Genomic DNA, 21,102 nt, shown 5'->3' with positions numbered 1-21,102 from the left:
CGACCGCAGAAGTCCCCGCGGCCACGGGTTATCGGTGTGCCTCGCCACGGGACGCTGCCGAAGACGTACCCATTCCCGGCGATCTGGGCGCCACCATCAGCCCCAACGGCGCTCCCAGACCGCCTGGGAACTCTCCGCCTTACAGCGGCATCGGGTCGACGTCGCAGTTGGCCCGCTGCCCCGCCTGCGCCGCCGCGATGACCGGATGGTCGCGGCCGAGCACCCGCCGGTAAGCCGCGATCACCGGCTCGGGATCCGCCCGCCGGTCGAACGCGAGGTTGAGCGCCACCGCCAGGGTGGACGGGTGGTCGGCGCCCAGCACCTCCCGCGACTTGCGGAACGTCTCCTCGTCCAGCCGCTTCGCGGCCTCCAGGTCACCGCGCGCCGCCAGGTCGCTGGCCAGGTTGGTGGCGCAGGTCAGGGTGAGCACATGCCGCGGCCCGAGCCGCTCGTGCAGCCCCTGGTAGGCCGCGTTGTCGTGCTCGTACGCCGCCTCGACCAGCCCGAGCAGCCGCAGCACGATCCCGAGGTTGGTGCGGGCGTAGAGCGTGTACGGATGGTCGGGCCCGAGCGTGCGGTGGTAGTCCTGCCTGGTCCGCTCGGCCAGCTCTCGCGACTCCGCGACCTGGTCGTTCTCCCGCAGGTCGACGGCATAGTTGAGCGAGCAGGCGATGGCCTCCGGGTTCAGCTCGCCGAACCGCCGCCGCAGCTCGTTCATCGTCTCGAGCGCCAGCTTGCGCGCCCGCGCATGATGACCGGCCCGCCGCCGCGAGACGGCCAGGTTGCGCGCCGCCATCAGCGTCTGCGGATGGTCGACGCCGAGGATCTTCTGGATCCGCTCGTACAGCTTCTCCTGCAGCCGGTTGGCTTCGACGTAGTCGCCGCGTTCGCGGAGGTCGAGCGTGAGCCCGTTCTGGGTGAGCAAGGTGAGGTAATGGTCGGCCCCGAGCACTTCGACCCGGCGCCGGACGGTGTCCATGTCGCGATCGAGCGCGGCCGGGAAGTTCCCGTTGAGCCGCAGGCTGACGCCGAGGCTGTGGGCCATGACCAGAGTGCCGGGGTCGTTCCCGCCGAGAACACGCTCGGCGATCTGGAAGGCTTCCTGGTCGAGCGCGAGCGCGCCGGGGAAGTCGCCGGCCGCCCGCAGATCGGCCGCGACCAGGCTCATCGCGTCGAGGGTCTCCTCGTCGTCGGGCCCGTTGGCCGCGCGCAGCTTGGCCAGGCTGTCCGCGTTGTACCGGGCCGCCTCCGCGAACTCGCCGAGCTGTCTCAGCACGTGCCCGAGCCAGCGGGCCGCCTTGAGCAGCTGCGGGTCGTCGGCACCGAGCATGTCGGACCACCGCTCGACAACCTGGGTTGCGAGCTCGCGGCAGCCCTTCTGGTCGCCCCAGTAGTAGGAGAACCCGATCACGTCGAGGACCAGCTGACGGGCCCACTCGTCCTCGCACCCGACCAGATCGGAGGCGAGCACGTGCGGCAGCAGCGCGTGGAACCGCGGCCATTGCGCGGTGGCGCTCGGGTTGCCGGGATTGCCGGCGGCCAGCAGCAGGTGCGCGGCATGCTCCCTATCCCCCCGCTGCTCGGCGGTGAGCTGATCGAGGACGACCGTGCGGACCAGCCGGTGCAATTGGACCGTCCGCGGGTTGCCATGGTTGAGCCGAGCCAGGCCGTACCGTTCGATCTCGCGTAGCGCCCGGTCGAGCCGGCTGGGGTTGCGCAGCGTCGCGCCCAATTCGGGCGAGAAGCCGACGTGCGGCGGTCCCACGAACAGCTCCCGCGAGATCGGCTCCGGAGCCATGAACGCACACGCCTGAAGCAGTTGCAGCGACGCCGGATTGGCCCGTCCGAGGTGTTCCAGCGCCACCGCGGAGGCGGCGGCCACGGCGACCTCGTGCCGCGGGTCGTCCACCCGGGCCGCCATGTCCTCCCGTTTCGCCGCGAGCAGCCGCAGATACTCGTCGACCGGCTCCTGGGTGGCCGCCCGCCACGCGCTCGCCTGCCCGATGGCCAGCGGCAGGTCGTCGAGCACCGCGGCGAGCCGGTCGGCTTCTTCCTCGGTCAGATCGGGATTGCGCTTGCGCAGCAACGCGATGCTCTCGTCGCGGGCGAACACCCCGATCTCCAGCGTCTCCGCCAGCCCGGACCACTGCACGTTACGCGAGGTGACCAGCACCTTGCCGGTTCCGCCCGTGGGCAGGTAGGGCTGAACGGTCTCCAAGGTCTCCGCGTTGTCGAAAATCAAGAGCCAGTTGGCGTACGGGTGTCCGGCCTGCAAGGTCTCCTGCACCGCCGCGACGGCGGTCTTCGCGTCCTGCCCGAGCGCCAGTCCGAGGCGTTCGCCCAGCTCCATCAGGGCTCGGAAGATCTGGGTCGGTTGCTCCGAGGGAACGAACCACACCACGTCGTAGTCGGCCAGGTGCCGATATGCGTATTCCGTGGCTATTTGCGACTTCCCAACGCCACCCATACCGTGCAAGGCCTGCGGCAGAACCGCCGTGACCCGCTGGCGGCGCAGCTGCCGGTCGAGCATGTCCAGCAACTCCTCCCGTCCGGTGAAGTCACCGTTGCGCGGCGGCAGGTTCCCCCAGACCGCGGCCTCGCCCTCGGGCTGGAGCAACGCGTTGATCGCGGTCGGGGCCGCCGGGCCGGTGTAACCCGACGGGCGTGCGGCACGGCGCGAGCCCTCCGCCCCCGCCGGAGCCGGCATCGTAGTGGCAAAGGCACCCGCCGGTTCGTCGCCGAGCCCGCCGATGGCGCGCTCCAGGCGCGCGGCGCGCACGGCGTACGGGCCGGACAGCGCCCGCAGCACCGCCAGCTCGAGCCGGGCGAACTCGGCCGTCTCCGGAGTCACCTCGGTGTCCGGCTGCACGTCCGGCTCCTCGATCGCGCGGAGCAGGTTCCGCGCCGGCTCACCCAGGTATCCGGAGACCACTTCGACGACCCGTACGGTGTCCTCCCGCGCCGCCAGCGCGAGCAGCTCCTCCCGCACCCCGGGCCGGAAGGCCAGCTGCCGGCGGTCGTCGATGAGCAGCGGACTGGTGACCACCTCGGCCAGGTGCACCGGAAGCGAGCCGGGCAGCAGCGCGCCCTGCACCATCCGCAGCGCGTCCAGCTCCAAGGGAGCCGAGGCGACGAAGGTGGCCAGCCGGAAGGCCGGCGCCGAGGCCTCGGCGCGGAAGCGGCCGACCAGCTCGCGCGGCCCGGCGTCCACCGGCACCGGGTCGGCGGCCGGGCGGCCGGGGCCGGGCGAGCGGTCCGGGTCGGCGATGTGCGCCACCGCGTCCAGCCAGCCGCCCGCCGGCCCGCCCAGCAGCGAGGCCCACCAGGTGAGCCAGCGCGGGCTCAGCTCGAGCAGCGGCACCACGACGGCGGCCTCGTGCAAGGGGTCGTCGAACGGGTTGGTCCATTCGGCCGGCTCGCGGATTTGCAGCTCGGCGTTCGGCGACATGGCTCGGGACGCGGCCAGCTGCACCATCCGCGGCGAGAGGTTGGAGCGATACCAGCGCTCCTGCGGGTACGGGTTGACGATGGCCACCGGCACGTCCCGTCCCCAGCCCTGCAGCACCCGATCGGCGGGCGGCTGCGTCCAGAACTCGGCCAGCCCGTCGCTGAGCACCATGACCAGTTGCCCGTCCGGCGACCCGGGTGCCTCGGAAGTGCGCCGGAACGGCTCCAGGGAATAGGTGTTCACCTCGTCGAACACCGTGGCGGCCAGCTCGTGGAAGGCGCTCGTGGTGGGCGCCCAAACGCGCATGGACGGGCTGTCGTCGACGACCAGGGCGAGCGTCGTCACCGGAACGAACCGGCGCAGCGCCTGCGCGAGCTGGTCCCGTCCGGGGAGCGCGGTCACCGGGTGCGGATCGAACGGCCGGCCGGTCACGACTCGGCCCCCGGTCCGGTCAGCAACCGCCGGGGATCGTCCCAGAGCAGCGCCACCCAGCGGCCGAAGTGCTCGGGCTGGGTGGCGGCGGCAAGGTGGGCCTCGATACGTACCCGCCGAGTGTTGCCGGGCAGCTCCGGCGGTTCGGCAATCAGCCGATCGAGGCCGTGCGTGCCGTCCGGCGGCCGGGACAGCCGCTGGTCCCAGAGGATGACCGGCACCCCGGCAACGAGCGCGGCGTGCAGCTCGTGCCGGCCCCACGGGGAGTCCGGCGGCTCGCTGAGCACGACCACCGCGTACCGGTCGTCGGCGCGCAGCCGGCCCGCCCAGGTCTCGAGTGTCTGGTCGTCGCCGCGGCCGGCGCCCCACAACACCCGGCCGGTGAACGGCTTGGCGTCGATCTGCCGCCAGCGGTTGCCCCACGAGCGGCGGACTCGCGTCTCGTGCATCCGCTCGCGGCTGCGCACGGTCACCGTGTACTCCAGGCAGAGCGGGTCGGCCCGGTCGAACAGTCGCGGCCCGCTGAACCATTGCACCGGGAGGTTGAGCAGGCGCAGAGGCATCACGAACTCGATCGAGGCCGGCTCGTCGGACCGCGTCCACATCCGCTCGGCCTCGGCGACGAGCTCGCGGGCCGCGTCCTCGAGGCCGGACACCGGCACGTCGGCCGGGCCGCCCGGCACCGGCCGGGGCAGCGATCGGTCGCCGTCCTGGAGGTACGGGACGATGCGGCAGCTCTCGCGGTCGATGCCGTCGGCCATGATGTCGACCAGCAGAACCGGTCCCGGGCCCGGCGGTCGCTCACCCGGCACGCCCAGCCGGTCTTGCAGTGCCGCGCCGGCCCTCGCCGCCGCGGCACGCGCCTCGGCCCAGGCGAGGAGCTCGGCGCCGACCGGATCCGCGACGAGCGCCTGGCCCAGCCGCCCGACGAAGACCACGGCCGGGTGCAGTCCGGCGGCGTCCGCGTTCAAGCCGGTCAAGTACTCGATCGCGGCGGCCGGCGTCGCCAGCATCTCCGGCGACGGCCGGGGCAGCTCAGGCACCGCCGCCTGCCACACCGCCTGGACGTCCACTCCGGACGGTATGCGCTGCAGCAGCGCCTCCAGCTCGACCTGCTCGGCCGCAGCGAGCACCGGCAGCGCTCGCCCGCCGAGCCGCATGGCCTGGCCGGCGAGTGCCGGCGTCCTCTCCAGCAACGCCCGCACATAGCACGCGGCGGCGTACGACGCGAAGGGATGCCAGAGATCGTTCTTCCCGGATGCCTCGGCGTAATCGGCCACACCCCGGACCATGAACCACGCCCGATCCTCAGCCGCCGTGCTCGCGGCTATCCCCGACCCTTCCATCTCGATCGCGAGCATGTCCGGGAACCTCTCGGCCAGTTCGTCCCGGGCGTCCTCGTCCCGCATGAGCACATCGCCCGATCCGATCACGCCGTGGTGCACCCGCGGCAATCCGTCGAGCGACGGACCGCCCGGCCGGTCCGGGTGCGGCACCCGGATGTCGCGCACGTAGAGGACGTCGGTGTCGGCGGGTGGGCGCACGGCGAGCGGGCTGCGCTCCGGGTTCAGGTAGTGCGCCCACCGCCGGACATCGCGCAGATCTTCCAGTTGAAGCTCGCGGGCCGCGCGGAGCAGGCGCTGGGAGATCAGGCCGGCGGCCTGCCGCCCGCGGGGCTCGGCCCGGCCGCGCTCCCGGCGTACGTGCGAGATGTCGATGATGCCGTCGGCCGCCACCACGATGTCGCCGAGCCGGACGTGCCGTTCCGGCGTTCGTGGCCGGGGCATACCCCCGGCGATGCCCGCCATGATCACGACCTGGATGCCAGGGAAGGTCCGTAACATGTTCGCGCAGTAGTACGCGGCCGACCGGGTGCCGTCCCTGGACATCATGAGTACGGTCACCGCGTGCGGCCGCGCCGGGTCGGTGCTCGGCACGGTGCCGAGCCAGTAATGGTTCTGGTCCTGCGGATCGTGGAAATTGCCCACGTCGTCGAGCAGGCTCACCACCGCGTTCGCCTCGCACGGCAGCGCGGTGAGGATGCCGATGGTCACCGCCTCCGGCGGGGATCCACTCGGCCAGGAGGGAAGAGAGGACGGCGACATCGGCCACGCTCCAGGATCGGTCCCGGCGCAGGTCGGCCCAGCGGCCGATCTGCCGCGCACGAATCAACACCAGAGTGATCCCGAGAGCCGCAATTGCGGCCATCAAGATCCAGACGCCGGCCAGCGTAGGGCGGACGATGACCGCGATCAATCAGGGCAATCCGAATATGAGCACGGCGACGCGGCGGGCAATGACTCCGCATCAACCGATAACCGAGATCGTCACGTCGCTCATCAGGCGTTATCTGCGCGACGCCGCAGGTTGGAGGGGCAGCATGAGGGGCGAATCGAGCGACCTCATCTCCCTTGGACACGCCCCCGCTCCGTCCGGCCGTGATCAACTGCGGTCCGCCGCGCAACGACGGGAACCAAGTATCGCGCACGAATCCGCCTCGCGTACAGGCGTGAAATGACCCACCATTCGCATTTACCGATAAGACTGTGCAGCCGAATTCGCGGATTCCCACGATGGCGTCACGTGCCGGGCGCGCGCCGTTCCGGTCCCAGCGTCACCCGCTCGACCCACGCCGCGACCGCAACGGGCTCGGGCTCCCCGTTCAGCTCGCGATGCAGTGCCAGCACAAGCTCCGGGCGATCGAGCAAGGCGTCGCCGCCAGGTACGCGCTCGCCGGCCAGCGCGAGGCCGAGCCCGGTCCACGCGTCGGCCTCGTCCGGGTCGTCGCCGAGCCGGTCGGCGAATCCCTTCCGCGCCGCGACCGCGTCACCGATGAACAGCGAGAAGTCGGCGTCGGTCAGGCCGGTGCCCCACGACTCGTTCCGGACGTCCGCGTACCGGTCCGGCATGGCCAGCCGCCGCCGGGCCAGCCCCAGCCGGGCGTTGGACCATTGCCGCATCTGATGGTCGGGCAACACCTCGGGTGGGCCGATCGGCACCGCATCGGTGCGGCCGGCGCGCCACTCACGCGCCAGCGCGGCCACTTCCGCGGGCGCCGGGCGGCAGTGCCGGATGCGCCAGCCCGCCCGGTGCCCGTCTGCGACCAGGGCCGCGAGCCGCCGGGCGTCCGGATCCAGGCGGTCGTCGCCCCACTCGTCCATCTCGGCCGCCAAGCGATCGGTGAACCGCCGGCCGGCCTCGGTCAGCGCGCCGTCGACCCGGGCCACCGCCAACGCCTCGCGAGTCTGCGCGCGCGAGTAGGCGTACTCGAAATCGGCGAGCCGGTTCGGCCCGGTGGCCGCGTGCCGCTGCCCCCGCCAGAATCGTGCAATGCCGAAAAATGCGTAAATTCCCTGGAGCAATCCCGCCGCCGGTCGCGGGTCGTCCCGCCAAGGTGCGTAAAGGCATGGCCGGCCCGGCCCGTCGGTGAGCGCGGTCAGATGCATCAACCCGCCGAGTTTGATGTGCATGAATTCGTGCGCCAGCGAGACCGCCAGCGTCTCGGCGTCGGGCGGCAGCGAGCACATGATCGCCCCGAACGCGTCTCCGCTCGACGCGCTACGGGTGTCCCGTCCCGCCCCGGACGGCAACGGCACCAGAGAGGTGACACCGACGGCGAGCGCCTCCGCGACCGGCCGGTGCCGATCGACGAGAATGGCCCAGGCGCCGGCCAGCAGACCGGTCCAGCGTTCGACCGCGGCATCCGAGAGCCGGGCCGGCGGAACCGGGTCGGCCAGATCCCGCATCGGGTCGAGGTCGTCCAGCCACACGGTGAGCCGCGGCCCGTCGCCAACCGTCACCGACCGCAACGACCACCATCCCGGAGCATCCGCGCGGCCCGGCGGCACGTCGATCCGCACACCTTCGCGGCACAACCAGACCCGCCCGCCTTCAGTCGCCACCTCGGCGGTATCCCAGGCCTCGCAACCATCGAACGTGGCCATGCCGAGCCGCGGCAGCATCACCCGGCCATCCCGCAACGGCACCACCGAGCGGTACGACAGCCCGGCGGCGGCCGACGCGACGATCGCGACCGCGTGCACGAAGCCGAAGTCGACCCACGACGGCGCGGCCGAGGTGGCGCCTCCGCGGTGGCGGCGCAGGGAATACCCGAGCGCCCCGCCGACGTGCGGATGCAGGAGGATCGCGGCTACCGTCTCGGGCGCAACGACCTCTACGGCTTCGAGCGCCGGCCACGCCTGTTCGACCGGCGGCAGGGGCCCAGCCGATGCCGGGTCCGCGGCGGCCGCATCAAAAAAGGCGCGCAGCAACACGAGCCGCCGGCTGAGCTCGGCGGTCCACAGCTTGCCGATCACATGCGGATCGCCGCCACCGGATGCGAGCTGTTCGAAGGCTTCCTCGGACGGCCGGATCCGGTGCGCACCATAGGTCATCATGCCGCGACCCGTCAGTCGGCCCGGCCAGGCGGGCCGGAACCACCGAGGTTGACCCGGGGACGCTCGACCTGCCGCAGCACGAGTCGGATGGCCTCGGTCAGCTCCGGGCTGCGGTCGGCCCGCAGGTCGGCAAGCGAATGGCCGGTGAGCGTCCGGCCCACGTGGGAAGGCGGATCCGTTTCGGCGGCATCGCCCCGCAATGCGCCCATTGGCGGGCCCCCTTTACTAACGACCACTAGTCGTGTGCTCAACATTTATGCACAACAGGGATCCGCTCGCAAGTCACCAACACTGATCGTGAGACAAACTCGCGGTTTGCCGCCGGATATTTCGTGATTTTGTGGTCACAGAACATAGGTTGCTGCGGCATTATCCCTAGCCGAACGGCCAGATCCAAGTCATCCGAACGGCGCGTTCCCGGCAAATGCCACCTTAGTACCTCCCCGGAATGTCGTACCCCTCAACGACGATGGCTCCATGCACGTTGCGGTGGCTTCCGATCCCGACGGCCCTGGCGGCCGCCTGGCGGATCTGCCGGCCGGCGCCCCGAGGCACGTGCCCGACCTCGCCGCCGCCATCGCCGAGCGCGAGACCACCGACCAGCCACGCTGGGTCTGGCCCGCGACCTCGGAGATCTATCCGGCGCTGCTGCGCGCCGGCGTGCGGGTGGCTCGCTGCCACGACCTCGAGCTCACCGAAGCCCTCCTGCTGGGCCACGAGGGCCGCTGGGGCGCCCCCCGGTCCCTCGCCGCCGCCCGCGCCCGCCTGCACCATCTCCCGGTCCCCGCCGATCCGCCGCCGCGGCAGCCCGAGCCGCCGGGCTTTGCCCAGGCGGCGCTCTTCGAGACCACTTCCGCGCCGCCGTCCGCCGCCGGCTTCGACGTTCTTCAGGCGATTCGTGAGGTGTACGAGGATCAGCAGGCCCGCACCGCCGCCACCGAGCATCCGGGGCGGTTCCGGCTGCTGATCGCGGCCGAGTCGGCGGGGGCGCTGGTCGGGGCCGAGATGGGGCATGCGGGGCTGCCCTGGCGGGCCGACGTGCACGATCAGTTGCTGCGCGAGCTGCTGGGGGCGCCGCAGCCGGTCGGGCCGCCCCGGCGGCTGGCCGAGCTGACCGCCGCGATCAACGACGCGCTCGGCATGCGCGGGCTGCACCCGGATTCGCCGGCCGAGGTGGTGCGGGCCTTCGCGCGCAACGGTGTGGAGATCCCCAACACCCGGGCCTGGGTGCTCAAGCGGGTCGACCACCCGGCCGTGCGTCCCCTGATCGAGTACAAGGAGCTCTACCGGATCTGGACAGCGCACGGCTGGTCCTGGTGCGACTCCTGGGTCAAGGACGGTCGCTTCCGGCCCGAGTACGTTCCGGGCGGGGTGGTCTCGGGCCGGTGGGCCACCCGCGGCGGCGGCGCCCTGCAGGTGCCCAAGGTGGTGCGCCGGGCGGTGATCGCCGATCCGGGATGGCGCTTCGTGGTGGCCGACGCGGGGCAGCTGGAGCCGCGGGTGCTCGCGGCCGTGTCGGGCGACCGGCGGCTGGCCGCGGCCGCCGCCGCGGGTGACCTCTACGCGGCGCTCGCCACCGATTCGTTCGACGGCGACCGGGCCAAGGCCAAGGTCGCCCTGCTCGGCGCCATGTACGGGCAGACCGGCGGCGCCGCCGTCCCGGCGCTGGCCGTGCTGCGCAAGCACTACCCGGTGGCGTTCGAGTTCGTCGAGGCGGCGGCCCGCACCGGCGAGGCGGGCGGCCTGGTCCGCTCCTGGCTGGGCCGCACCTGTCCGCCGGCGGCCGCCGCGTGGCGCGACGCCGGGCTCGATCCGCCCGAGGAGGCCGGCTCGGCCGAGCTGCCGCAGGGCGGCGCCTCCGGCCGGGCCCGGGGGCGGTTCACCCGCAACTTCGTGGTGCAGGCGACGGCCGCCGAGTGGGCGCTGGTGCTGCTGGCGACGTTGCGCACCGCCCTGGAGGGCAGCAAGGCCGAGCTTGTCCTGTTCGTGCACGACGAGGTGGTGGTGCATTGCCCCGAGGAGGAGGCGGCCGGCGTCGCCGAGGCGGTGCGGGCCAGTGCCGTGCAGGCCGGGCGGCTGCTCTTCGGCGACACGGCGGTGCGGTTCCCGCTCGACGTCTCAGTAGTTGGCGCGTACGCCGACGCCAAGTGACATTGAGGTAAGTTTGGTGGTCCGATGCGAGAGGCGCTGCAACGGGGTGACACCCGCCACGCTCGCTCGGTGAATTCCGACCAAGGGCGCCTCCGTTGTTACCACGGAGGTGGTCGGTATGCAGAGAAGAGCCCGTGTCGCCGAGCTGAAGCGGCTGCTGAGCGAGCGTGTCCTGGTGCTCGACGGCGCGTGGGGCACGATGCTCCAGGGCGCCGACCTCAGACCCGGGGACTACCGCGGCGAGCTGATCCCGGCCGATCATCCGCAGGACGTGACCGGCGACCCCGACCTGCTCATCCTCACCCGGCCCGACCTGATCCTCGACGTCCACCGGCAATACCTGGCGGCCGGGGCCGACATCACGACCACCAACACGTTCACCGCCACGAGCATCGCCCAGGCCGATTACGGCCTCGAGGCGTACGTGAAAGAGATGAACCTCCGCGGCGCGCAACTGGCCCGTCAGGCGGCCGATGAGGCCGCCGCCGCGGACGGCCGGATCCGGTTCGTGGCCGGCTCGGTCGGCCCGCTGAACGTGACGCTCTCGCTCTCCCCCAAGGTCGACGACCCGGCCTACCGCGCGGTCACCTTCGACCGGGTCAAGGCGGCCTACGCGGAGCAGATCGCCGGGCTGGCCGAGGGCGGCGTCGACCTGCTGCTGATCGAGACGATCTTCGACACGCTGAACGCGAAGGCGGCCATCGCGGCGGCGCACGAGGTGGCGCCCGAGCTGCCGCTGTGGATCTCGGTGACGATCGTCGACCTGTCCGGCCGCACGCTGTCCGGGCAGACCGTCGAGGCGTTCTGGCGATCGATCGAGCGCGCCCGCCCGCTGGTCGTCGGCGTCAACTGCTCGCTCGGCGCGACCGAGATGCGCCCGCACGTGGCCGAGCTGGCCCGGCTGGCCGACACCTTCGTCGCCGCCCACCCCAACGCCGGCCTGCCCAACGCGTTCGGCGGGTACGACGAGACCCCGGCCCAGACCTCGGCCCTGGTCGGCGAGTTCGTCCGGGCCGGCCTGGTCAACATCGTCGGCGGCTGCTGCGGGACGACGCCCGCGCACATCGGGCGGATCGCCGCCGAGGCCGCCGGGCAGGCGCCCCGCCGGATCGACGCGCCGGCGCCCACCACCCGGTTCAGCGGCCTCGAGCCCTTCGAGATCGGCCCCGACACCGGCTTCGTGATGATCGGCGAGCGCACCAACGTCACCGGCTCGGCCCGCTTCCGCCGGCTCATCGAGGCCGACAACTACCAGGGCGCCGTCGAGGTGGCGCTCGACCAGGTGCGCGGCGGCGCCAACCTGCTCGACGTGAATATGGACGCCGACCTGCTCGACAGCGAGCAGGCGATGACCACGTTCCTCAACCTCATCGCCACCGAGCCCGAGGTCGCCCGCATCCCAGTCATGATCGACAGCTCCAAGTGGAGCGTGCTCGAGGCCGGGCTCAAGTGCGTGCAGGGCAAGGGCGTGGTCAACTCGATCAGCCTCAAGGAGGGCGAGGAGGTCTTCCTCGACCACGCCCGCCGCATCCGCGAGTTCGGCGCCGGCGTGGTCGTGATGGCCTTCGACGAGCAGGGCCAGGCCGACACCCGCGACCGCAAGGTCGAGATCTGCGGCCGCGCCTACGACCTGCTGGTCGGCGCCGGCTTCGCGCCCGACGACATCATCTTCGACCCGAACGTGCTGGCCGTCGCGACCGGCATCAGCGAGCACAACGGGTACGCGAAGGCGTTCATCGAGGCGCTCCCGCTGATCAAGCAGCGCTGCCCCGGCGCCCGCACCAGCGGCGGCATATCCAACCTGTCGTTCTCGTTCCGCGGCAACGACGTGGTCCGCGAGGCCATGCACTCCGCTTTCCTCTTTTACGCGGTCCAGGCCGGGCTCGACATGGGCATCGTCAACGCCGGCCAGCTCGCCGTCTACCAGGACATCCCGGCCGACCTGCTGGAACTGGTCGAGGACGTGCTGTTCGACCGCCGGCCGGACGCCACCGACCGGCTGGTGACCTTCGCCCAGACCGTCACCGGCAAGGGCAAGCAGCGCGAGGTCGACCTGTCCTGGCGCGAGGGCCCGGTCGCCGAGCGGCTGTCGCACGCGCTCGTGCACGGCATCGTCGACTTCATCGAGGAGGACACCGAGGAGGCCCGGCAGCTGTACCCCCGGCCGCTCGAGGTGATCGAGGGTCCGCTCATGGACGGCATGAAGATCGTCGGCGACCTGTTCGGCTCGGGCAAGATGTTCCTGCCCCAGGTGGTCAAGAGCGCCCGGGTGATGAAGCGCTCGGTGGCCTACCTCGAGCCGTACATGGAGGCCGAGAAGGAGCAGGCGCGCCTGGAGGGCCGGGCCGAGACCAGCCGCGGCCAGGGCAAGGTCGTGCTGGCCACGGTCAAGGGCGACGTGCACGACATCGGCAAGAACATCGTGGGCGTGGTGCTGGGCTGCAACAACTACGAGGTGATCGACCTCGGCGTGATGGTGCCGGCCGCCAAGATCCTGGACACCGCGGTGGCCGAGGGCGCCGACGTGGTCGGGCTGTCCGGCCTGATCACCCCATCGCTCGACGAGATGGTCGCGGTGGGCGCCGAGATGGAGCGGCGCGGCCTCAAGGTCCCGCTGCTGATCGGCGGCGCAACCACGTCCAAGCAGCACACGGCGGTGCGCATCGCCCCGGCGTACGCGGCGTCCACGGTGCACGTGCTCGACGCCTCCCGGGTCGTCGGCGTGGTCTCCGACCTGCTCGACCCCGACCGCGCGGAAAAGCTGGACGCCGCCAACCGGGCCGAGCAGGAGCGGCTGCGCGAGCAGCACGCCAACCGGCACGCTCAGCCGCTGCTCTCGCTGGCGGCGGCCCGCGCCAACCGCGAGGTGGTCGACTTCAGCGACCTGCCCACGCCCGCTTTCACCGGGGTACGGGTGGTCGAGCCGTCCATCGCCGAGCTGCGCGAGATGGTCGACTGGACGTTCCTGTTCCTGGCCTGGGAGCTCAAGGGCAAGTTCCCGCAGATCCTCGAGCAGCCGGTGGCCCGCGAGTTGTGGGACGACGCCAACACCCTGCTCGACAAGATCATCGCCGAGGGCTCGTTCCAGGCCCGCGGCCTGTACGGCTTCTGGGGAGCGCACGCCGAGGGCGACGACATCGTGTTGGACAACGGCGCGAAGTTCCCGATGCTGCGCCAGCAGACCCAGAAGCCGGCCGGGCGCGCCAACCGCTCGCTGGCCGACTACATCGCGCCGGCCGGCGACCACCTGGGCGGCTTCGCGGTCGCCATCCACGGCGCGCAGGAGCTGGCCGCCCGGTACGAGGCCGAGAACGACGACTACCGGGCCATCATGGTCAAGGCGCTGGCCGACCGCCTGGCCGAGGCGTTCGCGGAGTACCTGCACCTCAAGGTCCGCCGCGAGTGGTTCGAGCCGGACGCCCAGCCCGCCCTGGAAGACCTGCACGCCGAGCGCTTCCGCGGCATCCGGCCGGCCCTGGGCTACCCCGCGAGCCCCGACCACAGCGAAAAGAAGGACCTGTTCGACCTGCTCGGCACCGACGCGATCGGCGTGGACCTGACGGAGTCGTACGCGATGACCCCCGCCGCGGCCGTGAGCGGCCTGATCTTCGCGCACCCCGACTCCCGCTACTTCACCGTCGGCCGGCTCGGCGCGGATCAGATCGCCGATTACGCGGCCCGGCGCGGCATGCCGGTCGAGGAGGTCGAACGCTGGCTGCGGCCCAACCTGGCCTACGAGCCCGAGTGACGCCCCCGCTGCCGGGCCGGGTCAGCCGATGAGCCGGTCCAGCAGCGGGAACTCGTCGTAGTCCTGGTTGTAGTCGCCGAAGTGCCCGTCGTTGCGCACGATCTGGGTGCCGCCGAGCCGGTCGAACATGGCCCGCCCCTGGCCGGCGTCGCAGCCGTAGGGGTCCTCGGCGGAGTTGATGAAGTAGATGTCCCGCACGTTCGAGCGGATCACGTCCCAGTCGTAGCTCTCCTGCAGCACGGGCTCGTCCGAGGTGTTCGGCTGCGTGCTGTAGCCGGCCACCAGGAACGCCCGGTCCACCCGCACGTGCTCCAGGACCGCGAGCAGCAACGCGGCCCCGCCGGAGTGCCCCACCAGCACGGTGTGCTCGTCGAACTCATGGTTGGCGAGCACACCGGGGAGGAAGCCGGCGATCGGCGCGACGTTCAGGTCCGGGTAGGGCGGCACCTCGACCTCGTAGCCGCGGGACCGGAGTCGTTCCGCCAGCCACGGATACCACGCGACGTCCGGATTTCCCCCGGTCCCATGGAAGATGATCGCTTTCACGCCGTGGACTCTAACCGGCCTCGCTGGACCGCGCCCACAGGTTGATCCCCGACTCGGTGGCGTACTTGTCGATCTCGGCCAGCTCGTCGGCCGTGAAGGACGCGTTGGTCAGCGACGCCACGTTGTTCTCCAGTTGGGCCACGCTGCTCGCGCCCAGCACGACCGACGTCATCCGCGGGTCGCGGATGGACCACGCGATCGCCATCTGGGCCAACGACTGGCCGCGGCGGGCGGCGATCTCGTTCAGCGCCCGGATCTTCTCCAGATTGCCGGACGAGAGCAGCTCGGTGGAGAGCGACTTGCCCTCGCTGGCCCGCGAGCCCGACGGAACCCCGTCGAGGTAGCGGTCGGTCAGCATGCCCTGCGCCAGCGGGGAGAAGCCGATGCAGCCCGCCCCGGCCTCCTCCAGCACGTCGAGGAGCCCGTCCTGTTCGATCCAGCGGTTCAGCATCGAGTACGACGGCTGGTGGATCAGCAGCGGCGTCCCGAGGTCGCGCAGGATGCCGGCGGCTTCGGCGGTTTTGGCCGGCGAATACGACGAGATGCCGACGTAGAGCGCCTTGCCCGCGCGCACGGCCGAGGCCAGCGCCCCCATCGTCTCCTCGAGCGGGGTGTCGGGGTCGAGCCGATGCGAATAGAAGATGTCGACGTAGTCGAGGCCCATCCGCCGCAGCGACTGGTCGAGCGAGGCGGTCAGATACTTCCGTGACCCCCACTCGCCGTAGGGGCCGGGCCACATGTCGTACCCGGCCTTGGTCGAGATGATCAATTCATCCCGGTGGCGAGCGAAATCCGCCGCCAGGTGGCGGCCGAAGTTGGTCTCGGCCGAGCCGTACGGCGGGCCGTAGTTGTTGGCCAGGTCGAAGTGGGTGATGCCGAGGTCGAAAGCGCGCCGCAGGACGGCCCGCTGGGTCTCGAACGGCCGGTCGTCACCGAAGTTGTGCCAGAGGCCGAGCGAGATCTCGGGCAGCTTGAGCCCGCTGCGGCCGGTGCGCCGGTACGCCATCGACGAGTACCGGTCCGGGAAAGCTTCGTAGGCAGACACGCCATTGATCCTCAGGGAAGAAGAGCGAGATCGTCGGCCGAAAGCGACAAATCAGCCGCCGCGGCCGAGTCGGCGATCGAGGACGGGCGGGACGCGCCCGGGATCGGGATGACCACCGGCGACTTGGCCAGATGCCAGGCCAGGCACACCTGCTGCGGGCTGACCCCGTACCGCTCGGCCACCGTGGCGAACCCGCCGGCCAGATCGCCGGCCCGCCCGATGCCGCCCAGCGGCGACCACGGCAGGAAGGCGATGCCCAGCTCGTCGCAGAGCGCGAGCTCCGGCGCCGAGGAGAGGAACGACGGGGAGAACTGGTTCTGCACCGAGACCAGGCGGCCGCCGAGGATCTCCTGCGCCTCGCGGATCCGCGCGGGGTTCGCGTTCGAGACGCCGGCCATGCGGATCTTGCCGGTGTCGAGCAGGTCGCGGATCGCGCCGATCGAGTCGGCCCACGGCACCCGCGGGTCGGGCCGGTGGTACTGGTACAGGCCGATCGCCTCGACGCCGAGGCGCTTCAGCGACGCCTCGCAGGCCGCGAAGATGTGCGACGGCGACCCGTCGATGGTCCAGCTGCCGTCGCCGGGGCGCAGGTGGCCGCCCTTGGTGGCGACCAGCACCGACGAGGTGTCCCCGCCGTACGACGCGAGAGCCCGCGCGATCAGGGTCTCGTTGTGCCCGACCTCGTCGGCGTGGATGTGGTAGGCGTCGGCGGTGTCGATCAGGGTGATGCCGGCGTCCAGCGCGGCGTGCACGGTGCGGACCGAGCGGTCCTCGTCGGGCCGTCCTTCGATCGACATCGGCATGCCGCCGAGACCGATGGCGCTGACCTGGACATCGCCGATACGTCGAGTTCGCATGCGTCCCAGCCTGGTTCACGCGCGCGGTCCCGTCCAACAGAAGAAACCGCTCGGATTCAGCACCTAGACTTCTGAATCGTGGAGCTTCGCCATCTCGAGTATTTCGTCGCGGTCGCCGAGGAGCGGCATTTCACCCGGGCCGCCGAGCGGATGCGGGTGGCCCAGTCCGGGCTGTCCGCGTCGATCCGGGCCCTGGAGAAGGACCTGGACGCCGACCTCTTCGTGCGCAACACCCGCCGGGTCGAGCTGACCGACGCGGGCCGGGCGCTGCTCGCCGAGGCGCATCGCACGCTGGCCAGCGCGTCGGCGGCCCGGGACGCGGTGGCGGCGGTGCGCGGGCTGCTGCGCGGCAGCCTCACCGTCGGATCGGAGCACTGCCTCGGCGTGATCGACCTCCCGCCGGTGCTGGCGTCGTTCCGCCGGGCCCATCCGGGAGTGGAGATCCGGCTGCGCTACGCGGGCTCGGGCCAGATCGTGGAGCAGATCCGGCAGGGCCGGCTCAATGTCGGTTTTGTCGCGCTGCCCGGTCCGGCGCCCGAGGGCGTACGTCTGATGCACCTCGCCACCGAGGACATGATGCTGCTCACGCACCCCGGCCACGCACTTGCCGATCTTGACGTGGTCGCCGTGGACGATCTCCGGGACGAGGACTTCGTCGACTTCAGCGCGGATTGGGGCGCCCGCCGGGTCAACGATCTGGCGCTGGCCGACCGGCGGATCAGCGTCGAGGTCAACGACGTGCACACGCTGCTCGACTTCGTGCGCCAGGGCCTCGGGGTGGCGCTGGTGCCGGCCCCGGTGACCCGCAAGCCGCAGGCCAAGGGCTTGCACGCGGCGGCGCTCAAGACCCAGGAGGCGTCCTGGCAGGTCTCCGTGGCGCTGCCCGCGACGCCGCCGGGCCCGGCGACCGAGGCGCTGCTGAAGATGGCGTTGTAGAAAGGGCGTATGAGTGAAGGACTGAAGGTAGCCGTCCTCGGCGCCGGCATCATGGGCGCCGCGATGGCGAAGAACATCGCGACGGCCGGCCACACCGTCACCGTGTGGAACCGCTCGCCCGAGAAGGCCGAGGCGACCGGCCTGCCCACCGCCGCCACCCCGGCCGAGGCCGTCCGGCACGCCGACGTCGTGCTGACCATGCTCTTCGACGGCGAGACCGTGCGCGAGGTCATCGAGCAGGCGGCCGGCTCGCTGCGCCCCGGCACGTACTGGATCCAGTCGACCACCTCCTCCCCCGCCGACGTCGCGAAGCTCGCCGCCGCGGCGGCCGAGCGCGGTGTGATCTTCTTCGACGCGCCGGTCCTGGGCACCCGCCAGCCGGCCGAGGCCGGGCAGCTCAGCGTGCTGGCCGCCGGCCCGGCGCAGTACCGGTCCGCCGTCCAGCCGATCTTCGACGCGGTCGGCGCCCGGACCGTCTGGACCGGCGACGACGCCGCCGACGCCAGCGCCACCAAGCTGAAGCTGGTCGCCAACAGCTGGGTGCTGGCGGTGACCCACGGCGCGGCCGAGACGCTGGCGCTGGCCACGGGCCTGGGCGTGGCGCCCGACGCGTTCTTCCAGCTCATCGCGGGTGGTCCGCTGGACATGGGCTACCTGCACGCCAAGTCCCAGCTGATCCTCGAGGACCGGCTCACGCCGGCCAGCTTCGCGGTGGGCACGGCCGAGAAGGACGCCCGCCTGATCGTCGAGGCCGGCCAGGACAACGGCGTACGCCTGGATGTGGCCGCGGCCGGCGCGGAACGCTTCCGCCGGGCCGGCGAAAAGGGCCACAGCGACGCCGACATGGCCGCGTCGTATTTCGCCAGCTTCGACTGAAAGTTACGCTTTTTTCGCGTACGGGCCCCGCACCAGCACCCGGCGCGCCGGACGGCCTGGCTGCAACAACAGCCCCGCGCCCGGCCGCCGGGCGGGCCCGGTGGCAGACGCGTTACGGTCCTCGCGTGAAGAACGAGGCGCTCTCCGCGTCGGCCGGGTAGTAGGACTCGATCGCGATCTCGTCGATCGTGATGTCCATCGGGGTGCCGAACGTGGTGATGGTCGAGAACAGCCGCACCTCGCGGCCGCCGATGCGCAGAATCATCGGGATGACCACGTCGGCGCCGGCCCGTGGTCCCGCCGCGTCGCCGGGGTGGGGAGGTCAGCAGTTCCTCGTAGAGAGCGGTGAGCTCCGGATCGGGGGCGGCGGCGAGCTGGCGTGAGATGCGGCTGCGGAAGACCGCCCGTACGTCGGCGAGGTTGACCACCATCGGCGCGAAGCCGCGCGGGTCCAGGCCCAGCCGCACCAGGTTGACCGGCGGCCGGAGCAGCTCGGGATCGACCCGCGCCAGGAACGGGTCGACCGCGCTGTTGGTCATCACAATGTTCCACCGGCGGTCGAAGACCAGCGCGGGATAGGGCTCGTGCGCCCGGAGCACCCGGGCACCGCGTCGAGGGCGGCGGCCATCGCGCCGTCGTCGAGCGGGCTTTCCGCGTACCGCGGTGCGAAGCCGGCGGCGAGCAACAACCGATTCCGGTCACGCAGCGGAACGTGCAGTTGATCCGCGAGCCGGAGGACCATGTCGGCACTCGGCTTCGACTTGCCGGTCTCGAGCAGGCTGACGTGCCGCGCCGACACGTCCGCGGCGATGGCCAGGTCGAGTTGACTGAGGCCCCGGCGCTGCCGCCACTGACGCAGAAGCTCTCCCACCCCGTACACCACCGCGAGCGTACTCATCCTCCCGCCGGACGCCATGAACTCCCATTTCATCGACAGCCGGCGGCGGGGGCCAGACACTTGCGGTCATGACCACGGAGAACAAGCGCATCGTCCAGCAGGCGCTGGCCGGCCTGATGGAACCGGGCGGCGTCGACGCGCTCGGCCCGACGGTCGGCATGCAGATCGAGATCCACCACCTGCTGTCCGACGGCGACCACGTCATGGTCCACTCGCGGCGCCGCCTGCCCGACCATGGCTCGGACGTTGTGGTCGTCGACATCCTGCGCCTCGACGGCAAGCTGGTCACCGACATCTGGGAGATCATCGAGCCCACAGCCCACGCGGCCGCCAACGCGACGTGGTGGGAGCCCATCCCAGCGCCCGCTCAGTGACCCCGGCCAGGCCTCTCGCCACCGGGCGATTTGTCGCCGCGAGCGGGTCACAGGCAAGCACCGATGAGCTCGACGCCGCCAGACTGTCTACATCCTCAGGCAGATCGATATGGCGGAGAGCGAGGTACGAATGATGACCAGGGCCTTACGCGCGGCGGGCGCAGTTGTGCTCGCGGTGCTGCTGGCGACACCCATGACCGCTGCTCCTGCGACCGCACATCCCGGCCACCCGGGACGGCAATGGACCGCGACGTGGGCGACGGCGAACATCGCCGCGGCTCCGGACCCCTTCGGGGGTGTGAACTGGGCCGATGGCTTCGAGAACCAGTCCCTTCGACAGGTTGTCCGGATCAGCCGCGGCGGCTCCGAGGTACGCGTCCGGTTGTCCAACGTTTACGGCACCGGTCCGCTGCGTCTCACCGGCGCCACCATCGGCCGGACGGCCGAGGGCGCGTCCATCGTGCCGGGTTCGCTGCGCCCGGTGCTTTTCGCCGGCAAGCGTTCGACCGTCGTCCCGGCGGGCCGGCAGGTCGCCTCCGACGCCGTGCGGCTTCGCGTCGCCCCGCTGGAGCGGCTGACCGTGACCTTCTACTTCGCGAAGCGCACCGGACCGGCCACGTTCCACCCGTTCGCGCTGGCGACCTCCTACCGCGCCGCGGGCAACCATCTGCGGGACGGGTCGGCCGGCTCGTACACGGAAACGTCGCAGTCCTGGTACTACCTTTCCGGCATCGATGTGTCCGGCCGGCATGGCGGCGCGGTCGTGGCGTTCGGCGACTCGATCACCGATGGGTCGTTCTCGACGCCGGATGCGAACAACCGCTACCCGGATGAGCTGGCCGAACGATTGGTCGCCGCGCACTGCGACAAAGGCGTCGTCAACGCCGGCATCGGGGGCAACCGGGTCCTGACCGACAGTCCGGGCTTCGGGGACCGGGCCATCGCACGGTTCGGCCGGGACGCGCTGGGCCAGCCGGGCGTACGAACGGTGATCGTGCTCGAGGGCATCAACGACATCGGTCTGGGCGTCGGCCCCGATTCGAAGGCGGTGACCGCGGAAGAGTTGATCGCCGGGCACCGGAAGCTGATCCGGGCCGCCCACGCCCGGGGGGTCACGATGGTCGGCGCGACCATCCTGCCGTTCGCCGGCGTGACGTATCCCGGCTACTACACCGAAGACGGTGAGAAGGTTCGCGACGCGGTCAACCAGTGGATCCGCACCAGCGGCGAGTATGACGAGGTGGCCGACTTCGACCGCGCGCTGGCCGACCCGGCCGATCCGGACCGGTTGAACCCGGCCTACGACGGCGGCGACGGCCTGCACCCCAACGACGCCGGGATGCGGGTCATGGCCGAGACGATCGATCTGGACGAGCTTTAGCAGTGGCGCCGGG

15 protein-coding genes and 1 pseudogene are annotated in these 21,102 nt (G+C 71.5%); 6 read left to right on the top strand and 10 right to left on the bottom strand.

Annotation, left to right across the window (positions count from 1 at the left end; all coding sequences use genetic code 11):
* Window positions 1-139: 139 nt before the first annotated feature.
* The 4 genes from fxsT to ACFQS1_RS20225 form a co-directional block, all read right to left on the bottom strand.
* The gene (fxsT, locus tag ACFQS1_RS20240; RefSeq protein WP_378970518.1) at window positions 140-3,880 is read right to left on the bottom strand and encodes an FxSxx-COOH system tetratricopeptide repeat protein; all 3,741 of its coding nucleotides are present in this window, start codon (window positions 3,878-3,880) and stop codon (window positions 140-142) included.
* Window positions 3,877-5,934 (bottom strand): VMAP-C domain-containing protein, encoded by a 2,058-nt coding sequence (locus ACFQS1_RS20235; RefSeq protein ID WP_378970515.1) that lies wholly within the window; start codon window positions 5,932-5,934, stop codon window positions 3,877-3,879. The genes fxsT and ACFQS1_RS20235 overlap by 4 nt, the downstream gene beginning before the upstream one ends.
* Before the next feature lie 525 nt (window positions 5,935-6,459).
* Entirely contained in the window at window positions 6,460-8,277 is a 1,818-nt protein-coding gene (locus tag ACFQS1_RS20230; RefSeq protein ID WP_378970513.1) for an HEXXH motif domain-containing protein, read from the bottom strand.
* 11 nt (window positions 8,278-8,288) lie between these two features.
* Window positions 8,289-8,438, bottom strand: coding sequence for a hypothetical protein (locus ACFQS1_RS20225; protein WP_378970511.1), 150 nt, complete (start codon window positions 8,436-8,438; stop codon window positions 8,289-8,291).
* A 316-nt stretch (window positions 8,439-8,754) separates the two neighbouring features.
* Between ACFQS1_RS20225 and ACFQS1_RS20220 the strand changes: the two genes are divergently transcribed.
* Window positions 8,755-10,428, top strand: coding sequence for a bifunctional 3'-5' exonuclease/DNA polymerase (locus ACFQS1_RS20220; RefSeq protein ID WP_378970508.1), 1,674 nt, complete (start codon window positions 8,755-8,757; stop codon window positions 10,426-10,428).
* Window positions 10,429-10,546: 118 nt separating this feature from the next.
* Window positions 10,547-14,176 carry a methionine synthase gene (metH, locus tag ACFQS1_RS20215; protein ID WP_378970505.1) on the top strand — a complete coding sequence of 1,210 codons (3,630 nt, stop codon included), beginning with the start codon at window positions 10,547-10,549 and terminating at the stop codon, window positions 14,174-14,176.
* Between the two features lie 21 nt (window positions 14,177-14,197).
* Here the strand turns inward: metH and ACFQS1_RS20210 are convergent, their stop codons facing one another.
* The 3 genes from ACFQS1_RS20210 to ACFQS1_RS20200 are packed head-to-tail and all read right to left on the bottom strand — an operon-like array spanning window position 14,198 to window position 16,624.
* A complete protein-coding gene (locus tag ACFQS1_RS20210) occupies window positions 14,198-14,722 on the bottom strand; it encodes an RBBP9/YdeN family alpha/beta hydrolase (protein WP_378970503.1) in 525 nt (174 codons plus the stop codon).
* 10 nt (window positions 14,723-14,732) lie between these two features.
* Window positions 14,733-15,767, bottom strand: coding sequence for an L-glyceraldehyde 3-phosphate reductase (gene mgrA / locus ACFQS1_RS20205; protein WP_378970500.1), 1,035 nt, complete (start codon window positions 15,765-15,767; stop codon window positions 14,733-14,735).
* Between the two features lie 11 nt (window positions 15,768-15,778).
* Window positions 15,779-16,624, bottom strand: a complete 846-nt coding sequence (locus ACFQS1_RS20200) for an aldo/keto reductase (protein WP_378970498.1) — start codon at window positions 16,622-16,624, stop codon at window positions 15,779-15,781.
* Window positions 16,625-16,702: 78 nt separating this feature from the next.
* Between ACFQS1_RS20200 and ACFQS1_RS20195 the strand changes: the two genes are divergently transcribed.
* Both ACFQS1_RS20195 and ACFQS1_RS20190 read left to right on the top strand, forming a co-directional pair.
* Window positions 16,703-17,560 (top strand): LysR family transcriptional regulator, encoded by an 858-nt coding sequence (locus ACFQS1_RS20195; protein WP_378970495.1) that lies wholly within the window; start codon window positions 16,703-16,705, stop codon window positions 17,558-17,560.
* 9 nt (window positions 17,561-17,569) lie between these two features.
* Window positions 17,570-18,436: an NAD(P)-dependent oxidoreductase gene (locus ACFQS1_RS20190; RefSeq protein WP_378970493.1), complete on the top strand. Its 867-nt coding sequence runs from the start codon at window positions 17,570-17,572 to the stop codon at window positions 18,434-18,436.
* Between the two features lie 112 nt (window positions 18,437-18,548).
* Here ACFQS1_RS20190 and ACFQS1_RS20185 read toward each other — a convergent pair whose 3' ends face one another.
* The 3 genes and pseudogenes from ACFQS1_RS20185 to ACFQS1_RS20175 all read right to left on the bottom strand — a co-directional run bounded on the left by ACFQS1_RS20185 (window position 18,549) and on the right by ACFQS1_RS20175 (window position 19,334).
* Window positions 18,549-18,701, bottom strand: coding sequence for a hypothetical protein (locus ACFQS1_RS20185; protein ID WP_378970788.1), 153 nt, complete (start codon window positions 18,699-18,701; stop codon window positions 18,549-18,551).
* Window positions 18,694-19,035: pseudogene (locus ACFQS1_RS20180) on the bottom strand (MmyB family transcriptional regulator); the annotation flags it as partial. The pseudogene ACFQS1_RS20180 and the gene ACFQS1_RS20185, both read right to left, overlap by 8 nt.
* Window positions 18,975-19,334, bottom strand: a complete 360-nt coding sequence (locus tag ACFQS1_RS20175; protein ID WP_378970490.1) for a helix-turn-helix domain-containing protein — start codon at window positions 19,332-19,334, stop codon at window positions 18,975-18,977. The gene ACFQS1_RS20175 and the pseudogene ACFQS1_RS20180, both read right to left, overlap by 61 nt.
* Before the next feature lie 68 nt (window positions 19,335-19,402).
* Here ACFQS1_RS20175 and ACFQS1_RS20170 point away from each other — a divergent pair, with 68 nt between their 5' ends.
* On the top strand, window positions 19,403-19,708 hold the full coding sequence (locus ACFQS1_RS20170; RefSeq protein WP_378970488.1) for a hypothetical protein: 306 nt from the start codon (window positions 19,403-19,405) through the stop codon (window positions 19,706-19,708).
* Window positions 19,709-19,901: 193 nt separating this feature from the next.
* Window positions 19,902-21,089: an SGNH/GDSL hydrolase family protein gene (locus tag ACFQS1_RS20165; RefSeq protein ID WP_378970486.1), complete on the top strand. Its 1,188-nt coding sequence runs from the start codon at window positions 19,902-19,904 to the stop codon at window positions 21,087-21,089.
* Window positions 21,090-21,102 lie beyond the last annotated feature (13 nt).

The organism is Paractinoplanes rhizophilus, from assembly GCF_042664765.1.
Lineage (GTDB): Bacteria > Actinomycetota > Actinomycetes > Mycobacteriales > Micromonosporaceae > Actinoplanes > Actinoplanes rhizophilus.
This window is presented reverse-complemented; position numbering and strand designations above follow the sequence as displayed.